The sequence below is a fragment of the Bremerella sp. TYQ1 genome (assembly GCF_020150455.1).
Classification (GTDB): Bacteria; Planctomycetota; Planctomycetia; order Pirellulales; family Pirellulaceae; genus Bremerella; species Bremerella volcania_A.
In genome coordinates this window covers 3,583,946-3,605,975 of sequence record NZ_CP083740.1, presented here as the reverse complement: position 1 = coordinate 3,605,975, position 22,030 = coordinate 3,583,946, and the positions used below count along the sequence as shown (strand labels likewise).

Genomic DNA, 22,030 nt, shown 5'->3' with positions numbered 1-22,030 from the left:
ATGATTCCCGTCCGATCCATTTTCTCGGCTCTCACCCGATCTTCCTTTCTAATCGAGAACCCACCGTCATGCTCCGTTATGTCTACTTATTGCTTGGTTGTGCGATGCTGCTGAGCGTCGCGGTTTCCCCCGTTGCTGCCGACAAGTTGCATGCCATTGAAAGTGGCGTAGCGCACGAGCTGCGGCTGGAGGATGGTGCGTGGAAGACGGTCGACGATGGTCTGGTCGGCCAAGGGGTAGGGCATGTGGCGTGGGCCGCGAAGTCGATCGTCGGTCCCAATGCGACCGTGCGTGTTCGACTTGCATTGAATGAATTAAACCATACTGCGGCCTCCATTTCGCTAGGACCTGGCAGCCAATTCGGGCTCGATGGGACGAACGGCAAGCTGTTTGTCCAAGGCTCGATCTTCGGCGGCAAGACCGCCTACTTGAACGACGTCGACTCAGGCATTCAGCCCAACAAGATGTTTCTGTGCGAGCTGAAAAGTTCGGCCGGGCAACTGACGATTTCGATCGACGGCAAGCAGGTTTACCAAGGAGCGATGCAAGGAACGCTCGGGATGGTGGGCCTTCGCCCGTGGCGTTCGACAATGACGGTTCAGGAGTTCACCCTTGAAGGCGATCTCAGTGAAGGGAATTGGCTGCCCAAAAAACTGGGCGATACGATTACGATTCCGACGCTCGATCTGTCAGGCGATACGGCTCGCCAAGTGGTGGTCGCTCGCGGAACGAAGGAGATTTATCAGGGGCATCCGACAACACTGCTGATGCCGGACGGCAAAACGATCTTCGCGGCGTGGACTTACAATCATGGTGGTCGCTGCGGTCCCTTGAAGCGGAGCGATGACGGTGGTTTGACATGGAGCGAACTGATCGACGTGCCGCAGAATTGGAGCGACGTCGAGAACTGCCCTTGTCTGCATCGCCTGATCGATGCCGACGGAACGGCACGTTTGTTTGTCTTCGCTGGGCGCGGCGACATGACCCAGTCGGTCTCGCTCGACGAAGGAAAGACCTGGTCGCCGATGCAGAAGAACGGCTTGAAGTGTATCGTCGCACCAATCACTATTTTGCCGATTCACGGGGGCAAGCAGCACCTGGCGATCTATCATCGCGGAGCAGGGGATCAAGATCGTCCGCCGCTACAAATCTGGCAAGCAATTTCCAGCGATGGTGGTTTGACTTGGGAAGACCAGCGAATGGTTGCCGCCGTGGAAGGAGCCAACCCTTGCGAACCGTTTCTGTTGCGTTCGCCAGATGGCAAACAGGTAATGTGTCTGATGCGTGAGAATGCCCGGCGGCTTAACTCGCTGGTGATGGTTTCCAACGATGAAGGCCAGACCTGGTCCGATCCGCAGGAAGTCAATGCCGCACTGACCGGCGATCGGCATTGTGCTCGGTACACCCAGGATGGTCGACTGATCATCGTCTTCCGCGATGTCGTGAAGAAGAGTCCCACCTACGGTCACTTTGTGGCTTGGGTCGGTGAATACGACGACATCCTGGCCGGAAAGCCAGGGCAGTATCGCGTTCGTCTGCTGGAGCATCATGGCCGTCCGCTCGATACCGGTTATCCCGGGCTGGAACGCCTTCCGGACGAAACATTCGTGGCAACCACCTACGTCGGCTATCGACCCGACGAGAAGAACTCGGTCGTTTCGGTGCGATTCACGATCGACGAACTCGACCAACTGGCCAAAAAGCTTACGCCGATCACGGTTTGGAAGAGTGGTGAAGATGGTTACGACACCTACCGCATTCCCGCATTGATTCAAGCTCAAGATGGAACCCTGTTAGCTTTCTGCGAAGGACGTCGCGAATCTCGGAGCGATACCGGAGCGATCGACCTGGTGATGAAGCGTTCCACCGATCATGGCAAAACATGGAGCGATCAGGTCGTCGTCTGGAAAGATAAAGACAACACGTGCGGCAATCCTTGTCCGGTCGTCGATCAATCGACCGGGCGCATTCATCTTTTGCTAACGCACAACTTGGGGGAAGATCACGAGTCGGCCATCAAGCTGAAGAAGTCGAAGAGCACGCGAACCGTCTGGGTTTGTCATTCCGACGATCACGGCCAGACATGGACCGATCCTGTCGAGATTACCAAGACGACGAAGAACCCTGACTGGGGTTGGTACGCCACTGGGCCTGGCGTTGGTATTCAACTGCAGCATGGACCACACAAAGGACGCCTGGTCATCCCGTGCGATCATAGCTACTCCATCGATCCGGCCGTCGACAAGAAAGGGTACGGCTTCGGTTCGCATGTGATTACCAGCGACGATCATGGTAAGACCTGGCAACTGGGCGGTACCATTACGCCAGGCATGAATGAATGCCAAGTCGTCGAGATCGGCGATCAGGGGCACATGGTGATCGACATGCGATCGTACCGCGGCCAAGGGTGTCGCGCTCAGTCGATCAGCACCGACGGCGGCCAAACGTGGTCGGAGATCACCGATGCTCGGGAACTTGTTTCGCCCGTTTGTCAGGCCAGTATGATTCGTTATCAGTGGCCTACGACCGACGAGCCCGGCATGCTGTTGTTTTCGAGTCCACGCGATCCGGCCAAACGCCGCAATCTGACCGTGTTGGCCAGCTTTGATGACAATCTGACATGGCCTTGGAAGCAAACGCTTTATCCCAGCCAAACCGCCTACTCGTGCCTCGCTCCGCTGGGTGAGGATCAGTTCGGCTGTTTGGCTGAAATTGGTGAGAATCACCCGTACGAAACCATTTCCCTTTTCCGCTTGGACGTGCCACAATCGAAAGCCAATACCCCATGAACATGGATACGATGAAACCGGAAACGCTCTCGATGGACGGCCCCGAACCGTTGCCACAACCGACTTCCTCTGGCCGCTTGCAATTGGAAGGTCTTGTCGCCGCTACGTTCGCGCCCCTTTCCGCGGAAGGGGAGCTTAACCTGGACGCGATTGGACCGATGGTCGATGCATTGGTCGACGCCAACATCGCGGGGCTTTACGTCAACGGAAGCACCGGCGAAGGGGTTTCGTTAACGGGTAGCGAGCGTCGGCAATCGGCGGAAGAATTTGTGCAAGCGGCCGGTGGTCGTTTGCCGGTGATCGTTCAAGTGGGGCATACAAGCGTTCGCGAAGCTCAGCAACTTGCCGAGCATGCTGCGTCTGTCGGTGCCGACGCAATCAGTGCGACTCCGCCAACTTACTTCAAGCCGGCCACCATTGGGCTGCTATTGGATTCGCTGCGAGAGATCATGCGCGGCGCGCCTTCGTTGCCGTTTTATTACTATCACATTCCGCGAATCACTGGGGTCGACTTTGACTTGCATCAACTGCTGACGCAAGCCAGCGAAGAACTGCCGCAACTCAACGGCGTGAAGTATACGGCTCAATCGATTCACGAGTTCCAGGCCTGTCGTGCCCACTTCGCCGATCAGTTTGATTTGTTGTACGGCTGCGACGAGATGCTGCTGAGCGGTCTTGCGGCAGGTGCCAACGGAGCCGTGGGAAGTACGTACAACTTCGCCCCCGGCCTCTATCGCCGGCTGATCGAAGCGTACCGCCAAGGAGAAAACGAAGCGGCCCAAGAGCTGCAACTTCGTTCGGTTGAAATGGTGCAAGCTTTCGTCCGCTACCCCGCATTGCCGGCCCAAAAAGCAATCATGGAAATGATCGGCCTCCCTGTCGGTCCGCCCCGTTTGCCGTGGCGTGACTTGACTGCGGAAGAAAAGCGAACGCTGGAATCTGATTTGAAGTCGCTCGGCTTCTTCGACTGGCGTTAAGCTTCGCAGCATCGGCCAACAAACGGTCGCGCCCCATCAATAAACCTTATTCAAGATGGCTACGCTTTTAGAAGCGATAGCCATTTTTCTTAAGGACAACGTTCAGGGGCTTAGAGGCTACGACTGTCGATCGCGTTTACAGACTGTTCCAAAGGTACATGTTGCGATTCGATTCCGTTGCCGACCGAGCAAGCCGGATCAATGCAACGAGTAGATCACGCAAGTCTTTGTCGTTATTGTACGGAGCTTCTTCGTCAATTCTCCACTTCTCAACGATGGAGGCAATTTGTGACTCTTCCAATTCGATCAATGCCGAAACAAACGATGGCGGAAAAGCGAAGGTGATTTGTGAGTAGTCCTCGCTCATCGCGACCGATTCAAACTGAGGGCATTCGGTCCCCGTGATTATCTGAAATATGGGAGCAAGTCCGGTGTGCATGACGCGGTAGAACACGGCAAGATGCTCCGCGGATCCGCCTTCGAGGCCATCGTTGCGTTCGGCATCTTCACCTGTGGCAATGAAGAAGTGCGAGGCGAGACTCATCATTTACTCCGTAATTAACTAGGGTCAATGGGACGTTCCGGCACGCGAAGCATGAATTATTCTAGCTGTTCACGATATGGCGAAACTTGTCGCCATATGATTCCCGGCAAAAAGTGGCAAACGTGAGGCAACTTCGTTCAGGAGTGCACCCAAGTTTCGATCACCCAGCAATCCGGCGATTGTTTGACGAGTTCCCAGAAGCGATGCTGCCATTTTTGTTTCGCGATTGTGTTGGATCTCTCATCATTCAGCATTCGAAAACCGAAGTCGGAAAGATCATGCCATTGGCCATTAGGCGTGATCACTGCGCCAGGCAACGAATCGCGTTTTATGCGAGATAGACGGGAAACGTACCCCGCATAGGCATCGTGAATTTCTCTGGGAAGTTCGGCGTCCGTCTCCGAACAGTTGAGGGTCGGTTCAAACCGACATAGGTAATCGAATCGCCAATCATCCTGGATGTTGTCTTCATCCTTCAGTCGGTGGGGTTCCAGGAGCGTGTCGACAGCATCATTCAGCATTAGAGGTTCTGTCGATTCAGGGACAAAAACGTACAGCAAGGTTTTCATGGCTGGGATTTCGAAGAGCAATTGAGTCTCAAGATTGCGACAATAAGCAACGCCTCTGACGCATCATACCCTAAGATTTCAGAAGAAAGCGCGAACCTTCTGGCGAGTCGTTCGTCTAAATAGTCAGAAGTGAACAACAAAACTTTTTATGTGCGAGAGTGAAGAGCCTTCGATGTTGACATTACGAAACAATGATCGAAATCAGATGGATCGTGGTAAGCGATTGCCTGGGTTGCCCGGCATCGGTTATCTCGCTCATTCTTCGCGCTTATGACAGGGGAAACCCTTTCGTGGCTATTGAAAAGCCCGGTGTCATAAGCGACGCCGGGCTTTTTTTGTGCCCTGACGGAAGCATGGTAGTCGAGGACTGGTTGTCCATGCCTGACTGATACTCAGGCCGCGCTGAGTTCGATTCCCAGGGCTACCACTGAAGTAATTGGGACCGAGGTGTTATGGCGGCATCCCTGGCTCTTAACCAGGCGGGTGAAGGTTCGAATCCTTCCGATCCCACTTTGTCACGATTCGTCATGACGCACCGGTCGTCCAGCGGTCGAGGACACCGCATTCGTATTGCGGAGACGAGGGTTCGAATCCCTCTCGGTGCTCTTTGGTTCTTTGAAAATTGAAAAGCAAAAACGCGCTCATGATGTAGTGGCAGCCTACTGCCTTGCCATGGCGGAAGTGTGGGTTCGATTCCCGCTGAGCGCATTTTCAACTTAATCAGGGTGTGGGAAAGCTTGGTTTAATCCGCGTGCTTTGGGCGCACGAGATCGCTGGTTCGAGTCCAGCCATCCTGACTTTTAATTATGTGGTGGGTCCTGTGTTGGTACGGGAAGGCGGCTGTTAACCGCATTGCCGCAGGTTCGATTCCTGCCTCCACAGCTTGTGCATTGAACGTGTGCCCTTGGCCGAGCGGCAAAGGTTCCAGGCCTCCAACCTGGCGAGGTGGGTTCGACTCCCGCAGGGCACTCTCGGTAGGAAGAACGTGACGAGACGAAGCGCGGAACATCGGTGACCGATCAGCCGTCGTGCTGTTGCGTTCGTTCGACTTACATCCTTGCGAGGTAGACGCTGTTGGTAGTATCGCCTGGCTCTGAACCAGGAGGTCGTTGGTTCGATTCCAACCCTCGCAGCTTGAAAGAATACGTCCCTGGTGTAACGGGAGCACGGCTGGTTCCAACCCAGTCAAGTCAGGGTTCGAATCCTTGGGGGCGTGCTGACCTACGAACAATACTAGTCCTGTGGCCCAGCGGCAACGGCAACTCTCTTACAAAGAGTCGATCGGGGGTTCGAGTCCCTCCAGGACTACTTCGCTGTGGCGAGATGGCATGGCGGCGTTCCTACACCATGTAGGCCGCAATGCCAGGTATTCACACTCAAAACTAACACGCGATTCATCGCGCATCAAAAGTTCTCGTGGAGCAGCGGAATGCTCGCTTGCCTGTCACGCAAGAGGTCGCCGGTTCGAATCCGGTCGGGAACGCTTTCAACAACATGGCACGCTACGCCAATAAGGCAGAGCGGCCTGGCTCAAACCCAGGCGGATGGGGGTTCGAATCCCTCGCGTGCTACTGCAGAAATATGTCAAGGGTTGTGCTCCTCGCAGCGGCTTGTAAAGCCGCCGTCATAAAAGAAGCGTGGTGGCCGACGAGAGGTTCAATTCCTTCACGACCCACTGTGTTGTTTTACTTAGAAGTACACGTTTTGCCCAAGCTAAAGAGTTCATGTGGATACCTATTCATCAAAGAGCTCGGAGGCGCAATTCGTCGCCGGTCCGTTAGCCGTGCTGCGAACTGGTTAGTTCAAGCGAATCTGATTCAAGGACGCGTGCTCGACTATGGGTGTGGTTTTGGTTTCGATGCAGACAGCCTCGGTTGGGACGCATTCGATCCGTACTATCGATCCGCACCACTGCAAGGAGAATACGACACCATCGTGTGCAATCACGTTTTGAACATGCTGACCCGTTCGTCACGAACTCAGGTAATCGCATCGATTCAACAACATTTGCAAACGAGCGGCACCGCCTGGTTGGCTGTGCCAAGAAACATTCCCTGCCGCGGAAAAGTTGGCCTACGTAAACGTATCCAGAACTATGTGATCCTAGACCTTCCGTCGGTATGGCGCACGGACAACCTAGAGATTTATAAGCTTAGAAAGAAAGCGGTTGTTATTGATCGAACCGACGAGATCGAACTCCGACTTTCAGGACGATAGACAACCATGGCCAAGTGGCGGAATTAGAAGACGCGCGACGCTTAGAACGTCGTGCCCGTTGGGCGTGGGAGTGCAAGTCTCCCCTTGGCTACTTTCATACTATCGCGGGTGGGCCAGTGCTCATCCGGGCCTCATAAGCCTGGACGGTCGGGTGCGACTCCCGAACCCGCTACTTTTTTCGCTGGGCCTGCATGCCGATGGAGGCGACTGATCCTTGCAAGATCGGTGCGATCGGTTCGACTCCGATCAGGTCCACTTCCTTACTTTTCAACCCCGATCGTACCGCCGGACGACACTGCCATGATGCGGCCGTTGTTCGCTTGGTTGGGAATAAGTTGGATTCCCAATTGGTCTACGGAAAACGAAATCAATCGAGAATGGGTGGCTGGGGCGGTAACCCTGGGGATGCTGCCGGGTCGAGTTCGCGGAAGTGGAGAGAGCTCCTCGGCAACTGGCCCCAGCCACCCCAAATTATGGTGACTGAAGTGTACTCGGTAGGCACGCCTGCCTGTGAAGCAGGAAGTGGGAGTTCGAATCTCCTCGGTTACCCCTTTGACTTGATAGTGTAACGGATCGCACGAGACCCTCCGAAGGTCTAAGTCCTGGTTCGATTCCAGGTCGAGTCACTCCTTTCATGTCCTGGGAGTGTGCCGGATTCGCACGCGAGCATGCGACGCTCGTAGACCAGGTTCAATTCCTGGCCAGGATACTTTCCGCCAAAGCCGTAGGGTCCGCTGTGGGACGCGGGGCGGAAAGAAGGGTCGCCACAGAGGACACAGAGTTCACCGAGAGAGGAGTAAAGCCGGGGGTGTCGTGAACACCGGTCAGATCTTCAATGGGTAGCCCAGGTTGCTTGCAACCTGGGGAGCGTAGCGAATAGAGGTCTTCTCGATGGATAAACCGCACGTAGAAACCTCGATTCGGCTTCGCCTCCCTTGCTTGCAAGCAAACAAGGCTACCCAATTCCTGAGGAAACCTAACATGCGGTTTTTCTCGTTCTCCTCCCTCTGTGGCTAATCTCAGCTCTATCGACTAAGTGATTTCGGCATCACAGCGTCTTCAAATACGCAATCAAATCAGCCGTTTCTTCTTCGCTTAGCGGCTTCGTGCCAGAGACTTCTTCGGGGGAGTGGAAATCGTTGAGCACTTCTTCGAGGCTGCCGGCGCGGCCGTCGTGGAGGAAGCGAACTTTGCGATAGATGCCAACCAGACTCGGCGTGTTGTAGCCTTCGTACTCATCTTCTTCCGAGCCAAGACCGACGTCATGAATTTGACCATCGGTGAAACGATCGCCGCTGTGGCAACTACTGCAGTTGGCGGCGGCACCCATGAAAATCTTTTGCCCTCGCTGGGCAGCCTCGCTAAGGGAGCCATCTTTCTCGCGAAATGGATTCGGCGGCGTTCGGTCGGTTCGCAGATAGGCCAGCATCGCTTCCGTTTCACGCGGTCCAACGGGACGCCCTTGCATCGTCGTCGTGAACGACTTGTGCATCGCGTCGTGTAGATCTTCCTGCCAGCCATGCCATGTCCAGGGCCCTGTTTCTTCCAAATGCTCCAGCGGCAAGACGGTCTTCATGGTCAGCGCCGAACCATCGTTCCATGTGTCCATCGCCTTCGAGTTCACGCCACCGTTGTAGTGGCAAGTGTGGCAGCTATACCACTGATCGAGGCTTCGCCGAGCATCATAGAAGAGCTCTTCGCCATGCCGCTCCTTCGTACGTCGCGGACGAACGCTTAGCGGAATCTCGCGAATGATATGGCGATCTTCGATGTCGACAACTTGAATCATCTCTTTCAGGTAATTGGCCACGTAAACGGTGCGGTCGTCTTTGGCCAGGGCAGCCCCCATCGGTCGACCACCGAGATTGATTCGAGCAAACAAATCGCGATCGCGCGTCAGCTTCGGATCGATCAAGTCGCCCGGCCCACCGACTCCTTCCCATGGCAAGTCTGCGCGGCGATAGACCAGCAGTTCGTGCGTACCGGAAGCTGTAACGGCAATCCGTTTGTCGTTGCTGCTTAGCACAATCCCATGCGGGTCAGCCACTGCCGAACCAGGCACGTCCAGCGTGATCGCTTCGCGGTACTTCGGTCCATCGAGGCGCACACGGCCGATGCGACTTCCCAGTACCCAACCGCGGCGGATGTTGTCGCGGTTGATCGGATTGCTGCGATAGATCATCCAGGGAAAGTAAACGTATTCGCCGTCGGACGAACAGCTGAGGTGGCCGATGTTGATGCCGCCAGAAAGTTTCTCGGAGTAGGCAACTTCGCCGCTGTCCAAGTCGACGATGACAATCTTGCTTTCGCCACTGCAGCCAACGGCCAGACGATTGCCCTTGGGCGAAACGGTCAGGTAGCGGGGCCACGCACCGACAGAAAACTTGCGAGACACAGTTCCCGTTTCTAAATCAAGCTCGGCGACTTCTCCGGTCGCGACGAGCCCGGCGTAGGCTTTCTTGCCGCTTGGCGAAACGGCGAGCCCGGTCGGTTCGTAGCCGATGTCGATCGACTTCTGCTTATGAAGCTTTCCCGCTTGCACATGAATCAAATCGACTTGACCGGCATGCGATCCGCTGACCAAAACATGTTCGCCGTCCAGGCATTTCACCACGGACGTGGGGTGCGAGGCGCAAGCGATTTCGTCGAGCGTTTCTCCCGATGCGACATCGATCAAGCTGACGGTGCTTGACGTTTGATTGGCGACAACCAACCAAGTGTCGTGCTTCATCAGAACTAAATCGACCGGAGAGCGATATTCGGCCGACTTTGGCGGAGCAGGGACGGCTAGCACCGGAACGGCAGCGACACAAAGCAAGATGCCGAGGGCGATCAGATAGCGAATATTCATTGAAGGAAGGCCTTTATTGCGTCTGCGCACAGGAACTGGCGCTACTTCTAACCGGTCTGCTGCGAATTCCGGGGCTTCCCGTGGGCACCCCTGTTCGTTCGATTATGCAAGTTTCAATAAGGAGAGTAACCGGCAGGCTTTTCTGGGGTTTGTTAGCAGCATAACAGAATTACGGATTCTAGTGGATAATCATTCCCAAGACTTGTAGCGTGACTCCGGATTGCGGATACTTGCATCTGACCGGGATGGAGGTCCCAGGTCAACCTCAACGCTCGGAAGAGGGCGTTTATCCCTTCCGTTTACCTCCCCGTTTTGTCCCCCTCGGTTTGTTCCAGGAGACTCTCAATGAAATTTTTGACAATGGCTTTGACTGCGGTCGCACTGATGGCTGGTTCTTCGCTTGTAATGGCGGAAGAAACCAAAAGCGGTTTGCAGGAAGGCGAAATGATCGGCGCTTTCTACGTCACCAAGCTTGCTGGTGCTTCGGAAGATGGTGTCGACGTCGGTAAGAATCTTTGCTACCGCTGCAAGAATGGCGGTCGTCCTCAGGTGATCATCTTCACGCGTAGCGGCGACAAAGCCGTTGTCGATTTGGTTCAACAACTCGACAAAGCAATCGCCAAGAACGAAGACAAGCAGCTTCGTACGTTCGTGAACTACTTGGGCGAAAACAAAGCCGCTGCGAAAGCTGCTGCCGAAAAGTTGGCCAAGACCGCCAAGGCTGACAACGTCCCATTCGTTCTGCCAAACGAATTTGAAAATGGTCCAGAAGATTACGGCATCAACCCAAATGCTGAAGTCACCATCATCCTGGCCAAGGGTGGCGAAGTGAAAGCAAACTACGCTGCTGCTTCCGCCAAAGACCTGAAGGTCGACTCGGTCGTTAAGGGCCTGAAGTCGATCCTGAACTAGGTTCGCTTGGAACCCAATCGAAAAGAGCCGTCGATCCATTAACGATCGGCGGCTCTTTTTTTATGCGCGGTGCGGAAATGGTTTAACCGAAGATTTCCATCACTGGTTTGCCTTTGCCATCTTCGGTGGCGTAGAACGGTCGGCGTTCGACTTCATACTGCGTTCTCGGGCTGATGCCCATGGCCGTGAAAATGGTCGCGTGCAAGTCGGTCACCGAGATCGGATTCTCGGTGGCAATGAAGGGACGCTCGTTGGCCGTCTTGCCGTACAATTGTCCCTGCTTCACACCACCGCCCCACATCATTACGCACGATCCGCCGGTGAAGTGGCGATGCTGACCGTAATGCTTCAGCTCTTTGAGGATGTCCACTTTCTCGGTCGCTTGATCACGGGCGTTGGAGCCTGGTTTGCCTTCCATGATCATGTCGCGACTGAATTCGCTGGCGAGAATGACCAGCGTGCGATCAAGCATCCCGCGGCTTTCCAAGTCGCGAATCAACTGAGCCACCGGCTGATCGATTTCCTGCTTCATCCGCTGTAACGTGGTGAAGCCGTTGGCATGCGTATCCCAGTGCAAGAAGGGAACGTACTCGGTGGTCACTTCGACAAAGCGAGCTCCGTTCTCGACCAACCGGCGAGCCAATAGACATCCGCGACCGAAGCGTCCGGTGTCGTACTTCTCATACGATTCTTTCGGTTCGAGCGAGATATCGAACGCTTCGCGCTCTTTGGCGGAAAGCAACCGATAGGCATTCTCCATCGAACGCAACTGCGATTCACGTTGAAAGTCGCCGATGAAGTCGCGCTGCGGAGATTGATCGATCAGTTTTTGGAACAGCTTGTTGCGATTGGCGAATCGCTCCGACTTCATCCCTTCTGGCGGACGCACCGACTGCGCGGCTTGCTCGGGGTAGGGCAGATTCATCGGGCCGAACTCGCTGCCGAAGAAGCCTGCGGTGGTGAAAGCTTTTAGCTCTTCTTGTTCGCCGACCCCTTCCAGCCGCTGACCGATGTTAATGAACGCCGGCATGACAGGGTTCAGCGGGCCAAGCACTTTTGCCATCCACGCACCGATATGCGGACAAGCCACCGTTTGCGGCGGGACGTACCCGGTATGCCAATGGTACTGATGTCGCGAGTGCAGGATGCTGCCGAGGTCTGGCTGCACGTGCGAGCGAATCAGCGTGCCGCGATCCATGACCTGGGCGATGTTTTCCATTCCTTCGGTGATCTTGATGTTGTCGACGTTGGTATCGATCGCGGGGAATGTGCTTTCGACTTCCGCGACCGGCATTCCTTCTTGGAAAGGAACGTACTTCTTCGGATCGAACGTGTCAGGCGCCGCCATGCCGCCAGCCATCCACAGCAAAATGCAGGAGTCGGCTTTCGCGGCAGGATGTTCGATCGGCTGGCCATCGTTGGCGGTCACCAGTCGCGGCGCACCAGCCATCATCGTCGTTGCGGATGCAGCGGCCATTTGCTTGAGGAATTGTCGTCGAACTTGGGCGCGGTCCATTGGGAACCTCACTTAGTGAACCAATTGAAATTCAGGGAGCATGAAGACGGCCCAAAGCACGTCTTCCATCGCTTCGGCCGACATGTCCGGCCCCAGAGAAGCGGCCAGCGTTGTCAGCTCGGCCTGGCTTGGATCGCGGCTAAGGGCAAAGTGATACAGCCACGTTACAAACACCTCCGGCGATTGCCATTGCCGCTGCTTCAGTTTCGCGGCGCCTTGGCGAAGGGTGTTGGCAAGCGTCTCGCCATTGGAAAGGTCGATCGCTTCCAGCGTGGTAAGTTCCAGCGGACGCACGCTCACCACTTGATCACGATTCGGTCGACCGAGCGAACGCATCAGGAAGTCACTCTTTAGCAGCGACGCACGCACCATGTATTGTTGTGCGTCGAGTCCTTGGGAAAGTAGCTGGGCGATGGGGTTTTGCAATCGGCCCATCCAAACAGCTGCCCCTTTCACGACGGCGGCTGCTTGCCAATCGCTCGGCTGTTTGGCGAACTTCCCCGACTTCTTATCAGGCAGTGTCGCAGTCCATTGCCACGATTCATCCGAAGCGATCGTCATGTCGCCTAGGCGAGCCTCGAAGAAAAGCCCTGCCGCGTTGGGACCGCTGCCGGCGTTCTTGGCGATGATCAACAGCTCGTTCCGCCCCTTCTTCAGCGAAGGAAGCCGAACCATCTTCGGTTCCATCCAGTTGTCACTCGCGCTGACTTTGCGGCCGTTGACGAAAAGTGTGTACTCGTTGTCGCAAGTTATCACGGCGAAACCATCGTGAACTGGCTCGGTCAGATCAAACGTTTTACGCAGCGCGATTGTTTCTCCGGCGGCAGCCTGAGAAACGTCGGCCCGATTCCAAATCCATTGCGCGACAATTGTTTCGCCAGGCTCCGATTTCGCCGCGGGCTCACCACGCATGACTGGGGCGTCATATTTGCTGGGGGCCATGTCGGTGATTTGCCAAACGCAGTCGACAAACTGTTCGGCGGTCATCCGCTTGCTACGAGGGCCAGCATATTGATAGCCGTCGACGTCGGTCTTTTCGGTGACACGCTCTGACTCGGTTTGATATGCCTTGGAAGTGGCGATCAGTTCAAGCGTTTTCTTTAAGTCGTATCCGTTGTCGACTAGATGCTCGGCCAGGTAATCGAGCAAGTCGGCGTTCCACGGCGGGCTTTGCATTGCGTCGGTGGGATGCACGATCCCGCGCCCCATCATGCGATGCCACAATCGATTGACGATCGTACGCGTGAATCGGCCGTTCTCGCGGTGGGTCATCAGGCCGGCCAGTTGCTCAAGCCGCTGTGGCTGCGGAGCGTTGGCATCGACCTGACCAATTTCTGGGAAAAGCCACGCTGCTTCGGCCGTTTTACCGATCGGCTTGTCGCACCGATGGAGTTCCAGCGATCGCTCGGAGTAGATGGCTGCCAGGCCGTACGCATCGGTCAGCTTCCAGCGGTCGATGAAGCTATCGTGGCAAGAAGCACACTTGAGGTTAATCCCCAGGAACGATTGCCCCACGTTTTGGGCAAACTGAATTTCCACCGCCTGGGCAGCGCTCACTTCGCCACGCCATTTAATCCCGCCAGCGAAGCCAGAGCTTTCGTCGTTGGGTGGAGCGATCAGATCGCGGGCAAACTGATCGTACGGCTTGTTGGTTACCAGTGCGTTGTACAGCCACTTGGAAATTTGTTTTCGTCCGCCGGTGATGAACCCAGTGCCTGCGTAGTCGTTGCGGAGTAAGTCGTTCCAGAATGTAAGCCAATGCTCCGCGTACTCAACGTCGCGATCCAGCAGTTGGCGAATCAGTCGGGCACGCTTGTCCGGGGACGAATCGGCCATGAACTCCGCATGCTCTTCAGGAGTCGGCAACAGGCCGATCAAGTCGAGATAGGCACGCCGCAGGAACGCTTCGTCGCTGATCGGTTCCAGCTTGTCGCTCTCTTGCGATGCCAATTGAGCGTCGAGGATTCGGTCGATCGGATTGGTGCGTCCGGCAATCGCAGGCGGAAGCTCGGGGCGGCGTGGTTTGAGGGGTGGTTCATAGATCTTTTCCCCGAATGTGAAACCAGGCTCCCAGGCGACGCCCGATTTAATCCAACGTTTGAGGAGCGAAATTTCCGTCGGTGAAAGAGGATCTCCTTCAGGAGGCATTCGTGTGAATTCGTCGTCGGTGGTTACCCGGGCCAACAATTCGCTTTCGTCTGGTTTGCCGGGAACAAGACTGCTGCCAGATTCCCCGCCGGCGAGAAGTGCTTCGCGAGTATTGAACGAAAATCCGCCTTCTTTCTGCGTTCCACTATGACAATTGCCGCAGCGCTGCTTGAGCAGGGGGACAATCTGGTGGGCGAAGTCAATCTCTTCGCTACGCACCATCCCAGCAATAGCCAGGAGAACGATCAGGGAGGCAGTTCGAGTCATCGGATCACTTTGGCAAGAGCAGTAAGGCAGGTCCCTTTACTGTACACGAAAACGGTTGGCCTGCCCAATATGCAAATTGCGAAAACGCAAATTCACAACTTGTCCGAGATCTATGCTGATGCAGCCGCGACCGACACTCTAGAGCATTTCCTGGCGATCACGCAGATAACGCGTTAACGCGTCTTGCCATGGCGGCAGCGGCTGGCCGATTTGCTGGACAAGCTTCGCGTTATCCAGCACGCTATAGCAAGGACGCGGAGCAGGGGCCCCGTACGCTTGCGTGCTAATTGGCATCACGCGTATCGAATGCCCTGAGTGCTCGAAGAGGGTTGTCGCGAACTCGTGCCAGGTCGTGCTTCCGCTATTGGTCACGTGATACAGTCCGGTCGCGCCAGTTTCGATCAAACGAATAATCGCCGCTGCCACATCGCAGCCATAGCTGGGCGTGCAGTGTTGATCGTTCACGACATTCAGTTCGTCACGAGTTTCGGCCAGGCGTAGCATCGTCTCGACAAAGTTGCGGTGGATGGGCCCGCCACCATAAAGCCCACACGTTCGCACAACCAAATTTCGCGGAACCGAAAGGGCCGCTAATTCGCCGACACGTTTGGCGTATGCATAAACGCCGCGCGGATCGACCTCGGCCGATTCGGTACGTGGCGTGTCGCCGGAGTAGCTGTCGAAGACGTAGTCGGTACTAATCTGAATCAGCGGAACCGCACGCTCCGCACAGTTTTGGGCTAATACTTCCACGGAACGCCCGTTGATTTGAAGGCATGCTTCGCAATCTTCTTCTGCCTGGTCGACCGCCGTATACGCGGCGCAATTGATTACGACTGCCGGACGGGATCGGTCGAGCCACACGGAAATTGCTTGCGGCTGAAGCAAGTCGAGTTGCTCTCGCGAAACGGCGACGGCTCGATCGCCCAGTTGCTGCATCAATTCGCTGCCAAGTTGACCGTTGGCACCCAGAATGGCGATTTGACTCATGGAAGAATTATCGGCGTATGGCAGCTTTCAACTAGAAACAGCAACCGTTGATCGTAACCGAGCCGAACCAATTCGGGGAGTCGCTTCGCGGAAGTTACTTTGCTTTTCTCGGTCGCGATTGATCGAATTATGAAGATGTGCGACGTTTCTTAACAGAAACTGAAAGTTGCTCAGGCATACTAAAGAGTCTTTGGATCGACGTCCCAGCAATGGTAATACGTAGACATGCAGAAAATTCTTGTTACCGGCGGTGCTGGCTTCATCGGCAGTTGTTTCGTGCGCCAACTGTTGCAGCAAAGTGAAACCTCGGTCATCAATTTGGATCTGCTGACCTACGCAGGGAATCTTGATTCGCTGGAGTCGGTCGCCGCCCATCCCCACTATCAGTTTGTTCAGGGAAGCATCGGCGACGCTCAATTGGTGAGTCAGATTTTTGAAGTGCATCGTCCCACCGCCGTGGTGAATCTGGCCGCGGAGTCGCACGTCGATCGTTCGATTGATGGTCCAGCCGCTTTCGTCGAAACGAACGTGATGGGAACGTTCCAGTTGTTGGAGACAGCACGTCACTACTGGGGCACGCTGTCGAGCGACGAACAAGATGCATTTCGGTTCCTGCATGTCTCGACCGATGAAGTCTATGGCTCGCTGGGTGAGACTGGTAAGTTCACCGAAACCACGCCGTACGCTCCGAACTCGCCCTACTCGGCATCGAAGGCTGCTTCCGATCATTTCGTACGAGCCTATCACCACACGTATGGCTTACCGGTTCTGACAACGAACTGCTCGAACAACTATGGCCCGTTTCAGTTTCCTGAGAAGCTGATTCCGTTGATGATCGCCAACGCGGTGGCCGGAAAGCCGCTGCCGGTTTATGGCGATGGGCAGAATGTGCGAGATTGGCTTTTCGTGGAAGACCACTGCGAAGCCATCGCCAAAGTACTGGAGTTAGGCCGCGTCGGCGAAGTCTATAACATTGGTGGCGATAGCGAGCGAACGAATCTGCAGGTGGTGGAAGCGATTTGCGACATCGTCGATCGGCTGCTGCCGGAGCTCTCGCATGCCCCTTCGCGGCAGTTGATTCAATTCGTGAAAGATCGACCAGGTCACGATCAGCGTTATGCCATCGACGCCAGTAAGATTCAGTCGGAACTCGACTGGCAGCCCCGTATCTCGTTCGAGGAAGGGCTCGAAACGACGGTTCGTTGGTATCTCGAAAACGGGGCGTGGGTCGATCGGGTCACCAGTGGAAAATATCGGGGCGAACGCCTGGGACTTTCGGCGAATCCCGCGTAACGCGAAGCAACCATCAGCGATCGAAGTTAAAAGCGATGAACGACACCACGGCTCGCAACAAGGGAATCATCCTCGCGGGAGGATCTGGCACGCGGCTTTATCCAATTACCAGGGCCGTCAGTAAGCAGTTGCTGCCGGTCTACGATAAACCGATGATCTATTACCCGCTGTCGACACTGATGCTCGCCGGCATTCGGGATATTTTGATTATCTCGACCCCGCACGACATCGGCAGCTTCGAGCGACTGCTGGGGGATGGCAGTTCTTTGGGGATTCAAATTTCGTACGCGGTTCAGCCTAGTCCTGATGGACTTGCCCAAGCGTTTCTGATTGGACGAGAGTTTATCGGAAACGATCGCGTGGCGTTGGTGCTTGGGGACAACATCTTCTACGGGCAAGGTTTTCAGCCGATGTTGACGCGTGCGTCGACGCAGCAGGAAGGGGCAACCATCTTCGGTTACCCGGTCAGCGACCCTGAACGTTACGGAGTGGTCGAGTTCGATTCCGCAGGCAAAGCGATCTCGATTGAAGAAAAGCCGCAAGTACCGAAGTCGAACCTGGCTGTTCCAGGGCTTTACTTCTATGACAATCGCGTGGTCGAGATTGCCGAGAACCTGAAGCCATCGCCGCGTGGTGAACTGGAAATCACAGACATCAACATGAACTATCTTCGTCGCGGATTGTTGAACGTCGAAGTCTTCACGCGAGGGTTTGCGTGGCTGGATACCGGGACGCACGATTCGCTCATTCAAGCTGGCAACTATGTCGAGACCATCGAGAAGCGGCAAGGGCTGAAGATCGCTTGTCTGGAAGAAGTGGCGTACCGCAAAGGGTTCATCACGCGAGACCAGCTTGTCGAGCTAGGTCAACAAATCAAGAACGAATATGGCGAGTACCTGACGAAGATTGTCGCCATGGAGCGCGTTTAACATGCAGATCGAACCGACCGCAATTGCTGACGTGCTGTTGATAAAGCCTCGAGTCTTTCGAGACGAACGAGGCCATTTCCTGGAAACGTTTCGCGCGTGTCGATATGCCGAAGCCGGGATCGATGTGGCGTTTGTTCAGGACAACTTTTCTCGTTCGACGCGTGGGATCTTGCGTGGGCTGCACTATCAGCTGAATCATCCCCAAGGGAAGCTGGTCAATGTAATCCGGGGGGAAGTGTACGATGTCGCGGTCGATCTGCGCGTCGATTCACCCACGTTTGGTAAGTGGGTTGGGGCATATCTTTCCGAAGAGAACAACCACCAGCTATATATCCCGCCAGGTTTCGCGCATGGCTTTTGCGTGGTGAGTGATGTTGCCGACTTCATGTATAAGTGCTCCGATACCTATCATCCTGAAGACGAGCATGTGATTGCCTGGAACGATGCCCAGCTGGACATCAATTGGCCGATCGACACGCCGATCTTGTCGGATCGCGATCGAAACGCTCAGCCATTCTCAGACGCAACTTACTACGAGCATACGCTGGCCAAGTAGTTGCCTGCCCCCCATGCGGTTTCTTCTCGCACGACGTCGGCCGAAAAAAAGACGAGGTTTCTTCTTTGCTGCGATCTGCCCCGCAAAGCCACGTTCAAAAGTCGTTAACGGGAAATGAATTCCCCGCGTGAACGCCTGCATGCTGCCAGCCGCAGGGTGGGTGTCATCTTTTTTCTGTTTCTTGACGAGAATTGAACCTTCTCAGGATGAATCACCATGCAGAAAGGCAAGAAGCGTTGGAAATATCGCAACAGAATGAAGAGTTTGTTCGGCTGTATGCCCGCGACGAAGGTCGTTTGCGGCGTTATGTCGCTGCGCTTGTTCCTGATGCGGCCGACGTCGACGACATCCTTCAGGAAGCGGCAATCGCGCTGATGCGAAAGTTCGATCAGTACGACGCCACTCAGCCATTCTTCAACTGGGCATGTCGTTTTGCGTTGTACGAAGTGCTGCAACATCGGAAACGGACCAAGACGCGGCGGCGGTATTTCTCGGAAGAAGTCGTCGAAGCGATTGCGGCCGAGTACCAGCAGCATCAGCAACGATCCGAACAACGCAAGAAAGCATTGACCGACTGCCTGACGAAACTTGATGCCCAAGATCGACGCTTAGTCGAACTGCGTTATTTCAGCGACGAAACGGTCGATAGCCTGGCCGAACGAATTGGCGAACCTGTCGCGCGACTTTATCGTTCGCTGGCTCGCATTCGTTACCAACTGGCAACTTGTGTCCAGCAAAGGGTCGCCTCGGAGGGAGGCTCATGAGCGAAGAAACCAATCCACGTCGCGATCGCCAACTCAGCGACTTGATCGCCGCGCTGATCGATGGCTCGATCGACGACGCGCAGTTTCAACAGTTGGAAGATTGCCTGCGAGACGATCCGGCCGCGCGCCAGCTTTATCTCGATCAGCTCCAGATTCACGAAGACCTGCCCGAAGTCGCGTTCCCTGCCGACCGTGTGGAAATCGCTTCTCGGCAGCAATCCGCCGAGCCGCTGCCAAGTGCCGGGCTCACGTTGTGGCAAGCTGGCTTGGCCATTGCCATCATGTTGCCCATCGCGTTTCTGATCGGCACGCTGCTTCCCCGCGGTACGCAACCGGTAGCCCTCAATACCGATAATGGTGTTTCCGGAGTTCAGTTCGCGAATCTTGCCCACGCAAAGTTCTTTGGCGAGATGCCTCCGAAAATGCAGTCATCTCCCCAGGCCCAACGAGACTATGTCTTGATGGAAGGGATGGTCGAACTTTCCTTTCCTGCCGGGGCATCGGCCATTATTGAAGGCCCTGCCGTCTTTCGTGTGGAATCGGACGAACGTTTGGCGCTCGACATGGGACGCTGCAGCGTGCATGCTCCGGACGGGGCCGAAGGGTTTCAAGTCGATACGCCTGACGTACAAGTGGTCGACCGTGGAACACGTTTCTCGGTGAATGTCTCGGAAGATAACGCAACCGAAGTTCAAGTGGTGGAAGGGGCCGCCGATGTTTACGGCAAGATGGCCAGCGCGAAAGAAGCGGCGCTCAATCCTCCCCTCGAGCTCCGCATCCTCCCAGCCGAAGCACGTCGCTTTTCCTATGCCGATCCCTCTCAGCCGATTGCAGTGGCTTTCAAGCCTGATCAATATCAGCGGCAACTGCCTGATCGCGTCGTCTCGTACGAAGCCACCACCGCCGACGATGGTCGTATCGATCAGCTGACGCGGCTTCTCGTCCAGCGCGGAGGCAAACAGTACAACTACCCCGTGGAAGCGTTGATCCCTTCACGCGTCACCCACTTTCATGCCCAGGAAAACCATGGGTATCTAATCGGTGATGCGAAGCTGCCGGACGATCGCACTCAGTTTGCCTCCGACCGCAGTCTACGAACAGGACTCATCAATATCGGTGGCAGTCGGCAGCCCTTGACCGAAAATCCTGATCTTTCCGCCGACGAAGCCAACGGCACGTATGGTACGCCTGGGCTTGCCGTTCGGTTTGATCGTCCCGTCCAAAATGGCCCCGGCGACGACGTCGTGCTCTTCGAGATTCAGATGTTTTCCAATCCGTTGTCAGGCGACGCCTTTCATGTCAGCCCACTCAAGTTTGCTTCCGGCCTGAAGTCGCACACCGTAACGCGATTTGACTTGACGTTGGAATCCCCCGAGGCGTTCCCGCTGCAGACACTGCATCTACAAAAGTTTGAACAGTTGCCGCGCTCGCTCGACGAGCTTCAAACGTTTGCCTGCACGCCGGTCGTACAGGCCGTCAAGTTCCGAGCCATTGCCGTCGGCATCGATCTTTCCGACCTCGGCTACGCCGAAGGAGCGACCGTTGATGGGCTCTTCTTCCAAGATGCCATGAACGACGAAGATGTCGTCGACCCGACGTTTATCGCCGGGCTGCCAGCCGAGTTGCCATGATCGATTTACCCAACATTTAAGCCAGCTTTTCCCCTTATCCCAAAATCCTATTTGGACGACATCGAACGCTTCGTTCGACCGATTACCTCGCCTAATTCCTTATTTTTCATTCCTCGTGCTTCGAAGGTTTCTTCTCATGAATCATGTTTCCATGAATTCCCCGCGTCGTGGTTTCACGCTCGTGGAGTTGCTCGTCGTGATCGCGATCATTGGTATTTTGATCGCGCTGTTGTTGCCAGCGGTCCAGCAAGCGCGTGAAGCGGCTCGCCGGATGCAGTGCTCGAACAATCTCAAGCAAATGGGGCTCGCGTGCCATAACTATATGGACACCAGCCAAGGCGCCTTTCCGCCGGGTTCGTATTACAAGCTGCAGTCTGGCCAATGGGACAAGCATGGCTGGGCCGTCGCCATTTTGCCGTTCATTGAGCAAAACGCGTTGTACGACGCCTACGACTTCTCGGTCGCTCCGCTGGCCGCGTTCCATGAAGACATCCGTCGTACGGTGATCGATGGCTACATCTGCCCCAGCTACAACGGGCCGTCCACAAGCGAATCGAGTTCGCTATTTAAGGATGGAGCTTTGCTGACTTATCAAGGGGTCGCGGGTGTTTACTACAACGACTCCACCCTCGATCAAAACCTGCCAGGCAACGCCGGTAACGGGATGATCACTTCCAACGGTGCGTTCCGAATCAATGGCGAGCGTCGTGCGGCCGAAATTGTGGACGGCTTGAGCAATACCATCATGATCGGTGACTACATCCACGCCGACCGTACCGGAGCCAACAGCGGCAAGCCTGGCAACGTTCGCTGCTGGATCATGGGAACCACCGACGTCGCCAAGGGAGCGTTGTACAACGTGAAAATCATTTACGAAGACACGATCAACTCGCGTCGTGATCGTAACGATGGCATCGCGTTCAATCACTTGCCATTTTCAAGTCAGCACCCTGGCGGCGCTAACTTTGTCGCAGCCGACGGAAGTGTTCACTTCCTGCCAGAGACGATCAACTTCGACGTCTACCGCGCCGTGGCAACCATCAACGGTTCCGAAGCGAACTCGATTCCTTAATCCTG

General features: G+C 55.5%; 16 protein-coding genes and 14 tRNA genes. 24 read left to right on the top strand and 6 right to left on the bottom strand.

Annotation, left to right across the window (positions count from 1 at the left end; genetic code table 11):
* Nucleotides 1–68 precede the first annotated feature (68 nt).
* The gene (locus LA756_RS14300) at nucleotides 69–2,789 is read left to right on the top strand and encodes a sialidase family protein (RefSeq protein ID WP_224435393.1); all 2,721 of its coding nucleotides are present in this window, start codon (nucleotides 69–71) and stop codon (nucleotides 2,787–2,789) included.
* A complete protein-coding gene (locus LA756_RS14295; RefSeq protein ID WP_224435392.1) occupies nucleotides 2,786–3,766 on the top strand; it encodes a dihydrodipicolinate synthase family protein in 981 nt (326 codons plus the stop codon). The genes LA756_RS14300 and LA756_RS14295 overlap by 4 nt, the downstream gene beginning before the upstream one ends.
* Nucleotides 3,767–3,902: 136 nt before the next feature.
* On the opposite strand, the gene LA756_RS14290 is transcribed toward LA756_RS14295, so the two are convergent.
* Together LA756_RS14290 and LA756_RS14285 are read right to left on the bottom strand one after the other, a co-directional pair.
* Entirely contained in the window at nucleotides 3,903–4,313 is a 411-nt protein-coding gene (locus LA756_RS14290; protein WP_224435391.1) for a hypothetical protein, read from the bottom strand.
* A gap of 134 nt (nucleotides 4,314–4,447) precedes the next feature.
* On the bottom strand, nucleotides 4,448–4,879 hold the full coding sequence (locus tag LA756_RS14285) for a hypothetical protein (protein WP_224435390.1): 432 nt from the start codon (nucleotides 4,877–4,879) through the stop codon (nucleotides 4,448–4,450).
* A 438-nt stretch (nucleotides 4,880–5,317) separates the two neighbouring features.
* Between LA756_RS14285 and LA756_RS14280 the strand changes: the two genes are divergently transcribed.
* From LA756_RS14280 to LA756_RS14210, 15 genes are all read left to right on the top strand, one after another.
* A tRNA-Lys gene (locus LA756_RS14280) sits at nucleotides 5,318–5,389 on the top strand.
* A 22-nt stretch (nucleotides 5,390–5,411) separates the two neighbouring features.
* Nucleotides 5,412–5,484: transfer RNA gene (locus LA756_RS14275), tRNA-Thr, on the top strand.
* A 32-nt stretch (nucleotides 5,485–5,516) separates the two neighbouring features.
* Nucleotides 5,517–5,587 (top strand) — tRNA-Gly (locus LA756_RS14270).
* Between the two features lie 13 nt (nucleotides 5,588–5,600).
* Nucleotides 5,601–5,676 (top strand) — tRNA-Pro (locus LA756_RS14265).
* Nucleotides 5,677–5,686: 10 nt separating this feature from the next.
* Nucleotides 5,687–5,761, top strand: a tRNA-Asn gene (locus LA756_RS14260).
* A 16-nt stretch (nucleotides 5,762–5,777) separates the two neighbouring features.
* Nucleotides 5,778–5,849 (top strand) — tRNA-Gly (locus LA756_RS14255).
* An 88-nt stretch (nucleotides 5,850–5,937) separates the two neighbouring features.
* Nucleotides 5,938–6,012: transfer RNA gene (locus tag LA756_RS14250), tRNA-Gln, on the top strand.
* An 11-nt stretch (nucleotides 6,013–6,023) separates the two neighbouring features.
* Nucleotides 6,024–6,095 (top strand) — tRNA-Trp (locus LA756_RS14245).
* A 19-nt stretch (nucleotides 6,096–6,114) separates the two neighbouring features.
* Nucleotides 6,115–6,187: transfer RNA gene (locus LA756_RS14240), tRNA-Val, on the top strand.
* A 102-nt stretch (nucleotides 6,188–6,289) separates the two neighbouring features.
* Nucleotides 6,290–6,362: transfer RNA gene (locus LA756_RS14235), tRNA-Asp, on the top strand.
* A 13-nt stretch (nucleotides 6,363–6,375) separates the two neighbouring features.
* Nucleotides 6,376–6,450 (top strand) — tRNA-Leu (locus LA756_RS14230).
* 133 nt (nucleotides 6,451–6,583) lie between these two features.
* A complete protein-coding gene (locus LA756_RS14225) occupies nucleotides 6,584–7,096 on the top strand; it encodes a bifunctional 2-polyprenyl-6-hydroxyphenol methylase/3-demethylubiquinol 3-O-methyltransferase UbiG (RefSeq protein ID WP_224435389.1) in 513 nt (170 codons plus the stop codon).
* Nucleotides 7,097–7,104: 8 nt separating this feature from the next.
* Nucleotides 7,105–7,187, top strand: a tRNA-Leu gene (locus tag LA756_RS14220).
* Nucleotides 7,188–7,572: 385 nt separating this feature from the next.
* Nucleotides 7,573–7,645, top strand: a tRNA-His gene (locus LA756_RS14215).
* A gap of 5 nt (nucleotides 7,646–7,650) precedes the next feature.
* Nucleotides 7,651–7,722 (top strand) — tRNA-Arg (locus tag LA756_RS14210).
* A gap of 422 nt (nucleotides 7,723–8,144) precedes the next feature.
* On the opposite strand, the gene LA756_RS14205 is transcribed toward LA756_RS14210, so the two are convergent.
* Nucleotides 8,145–9,947, bottom strand: coding sequence for a c-type cytochrome (locus LA756_RS14205; RefSeq protein ID WP_224435388.1), 1,803 nt, complete (start codon nucleotides 9,945–9,947; stop codon nucleotides 8,145–8,147).
* Nucleotides 9,948–10,292: 345 nt separating this feature from the next.
* Here LA756_RS14205 and LA756_RS14200 point away from each other — a divergent pair, with 345 nt between their 5' ends.
* Complete coding sequence (locus LA756_RS14200) at nucleotides 10,293–10,859, top strand: hypothetical protein (protein ID WP_224435387.1); 567 nt, start codon at nucleotides 10,293–10,295, stop codon at nucleotides 10,857–10,859.
* Nucleotides 10,860–10,941: 82 nt separating this feature from the next.
* On the opposite strand, the gene LA756_RS14195 is transcribed toward LA756_RS14200, so the two are convergent.
* From LA756_RS14195 to rfbD, 3 genes are all read right to left on the bottom strand, one after another.
* Entirely contained in the window at nucleotides 10,942–12,375 is a 1,434-nt protein-coding gene (locus tag LA756_RS14195) for a DUF1501 domain-containing protein (protein ID WP_224435386.1), read from the bottom strand.
* A gap of 12 nt (nucleotides 12,376–12,387) precedes the next feature.
* A complete protein-coding gene (locus LA756_RS14190; RefSeq protein WP_224435385.1) occupies nucleotides 12,388–14,790 on the bottom strand; it encodes a DUF1549 domain-containing protein in 2,403 nt (800 codons plus the stop codon).
* 138 nt (nucleotides 14,791–14,928) lie between these two features.
* Nucleotides 14,929–15,780: a dTDP-4-dehydrorhamnose reductase gene (gene rfbD / locus LA756_RS14185; protein ID WP_224435384.1), complete on the bottom strand. Its 852-nt coding sequence runs from the start codon at nucleotides 15,778–15,780 to the stop codon at nucleotides 14,929–14,931.
* Nucleotides 15,781–16,005: 225 nt separating this feature from the next.
* Between rfbD and rfbB the strand changes: the two genes are divergently transcribed.
* From rfbB to LA756_RS14155, 6 genes are all read left to right on the top strand, one after another.
* Nucleotides 16,006–17,073 carry a dTDP-glucose 4,6-dehydratase gene (gene rfbB / locus LA756_RS14180; protein ID WP_224435383.1) on the top strand — a complete coding sequence of 356 codons (1,068 nt, stop codon included), beginning with the start codon at nucleotides 16,006–16,008 and terminating at the stop codon, nucleotides 17,071–17,073.
* A 35-nt stretch (nucleotides 17,074–17,108) separates the two neighbouring features.
* Nucleotides 17,109–18,002, top strand: a complete 894-nt coding sequence (rfbA, locus tag LA756_RS14175; protein ID WP_224435382.1) for a glucose-1-phosphate thymidylyltransferase RfbA — start codon at nucleotides 17,109–17,111, stop codon at nucleotides 18,000–18,002.
* A 1-nt stretch (nucleotide 18,003) separates the two neighbouring features.
* Complete coding sequence (gene rfbC / locus LA756_RS14170) at nucleotides 18,004–18,558, top strand: dTDP-4-dehydrorhamnose 3,5-epimerase (protein ID WP_224435381.1); 555 nt, start codon at nucleotides 18,004–18,006, stop codon at nucleotides 18,556–18,558.
* 236 nt (nucleotides 18,559–18,794) lie between these two features.
* Nucleotides 18,795–19,322 carry a sigma-70 family RNA polymerase sigma factor gene (locus tag LA756_RS14165; RefSeq protein ID WP_224435380.1) on the top strand — a complete coding sequence of 176 codons (528 nt, stop codon included), beginning with the start codon at nucleotides 18,795–18,797 and terminating at the stop codon, nucleotides 19,320–19,322.
* Entirely contained in the window at nucleotides 19,319–20,953 is a 1,635-nt protein-coding gene (locus LA756_RS14160) for a FecR family protein (protein ID WP_224435379.1), read from the top strand. The genes LA756_RS14165 and LA756_RS14160 overlap by 4 nt, the downstream gene beginning before the upstream one ends.
* A 136-nt stretch (nucleotides 20,954–21,089) precedes the next feature.
* On the top strand, nucleotides 21,090–22,025 hold the full coding sequence (locus LA756_RS14155) for a DUF1559 domain-containing protein (RefSeq protein ID WP_315858317.1): 936 nt from the start codon (nucleotides 21,090–21,092) through the stop codon (nucleotides 22,023–22,025).
* Nucleotides 22,026–22,030: the final 5 nt, after the last annotated feature.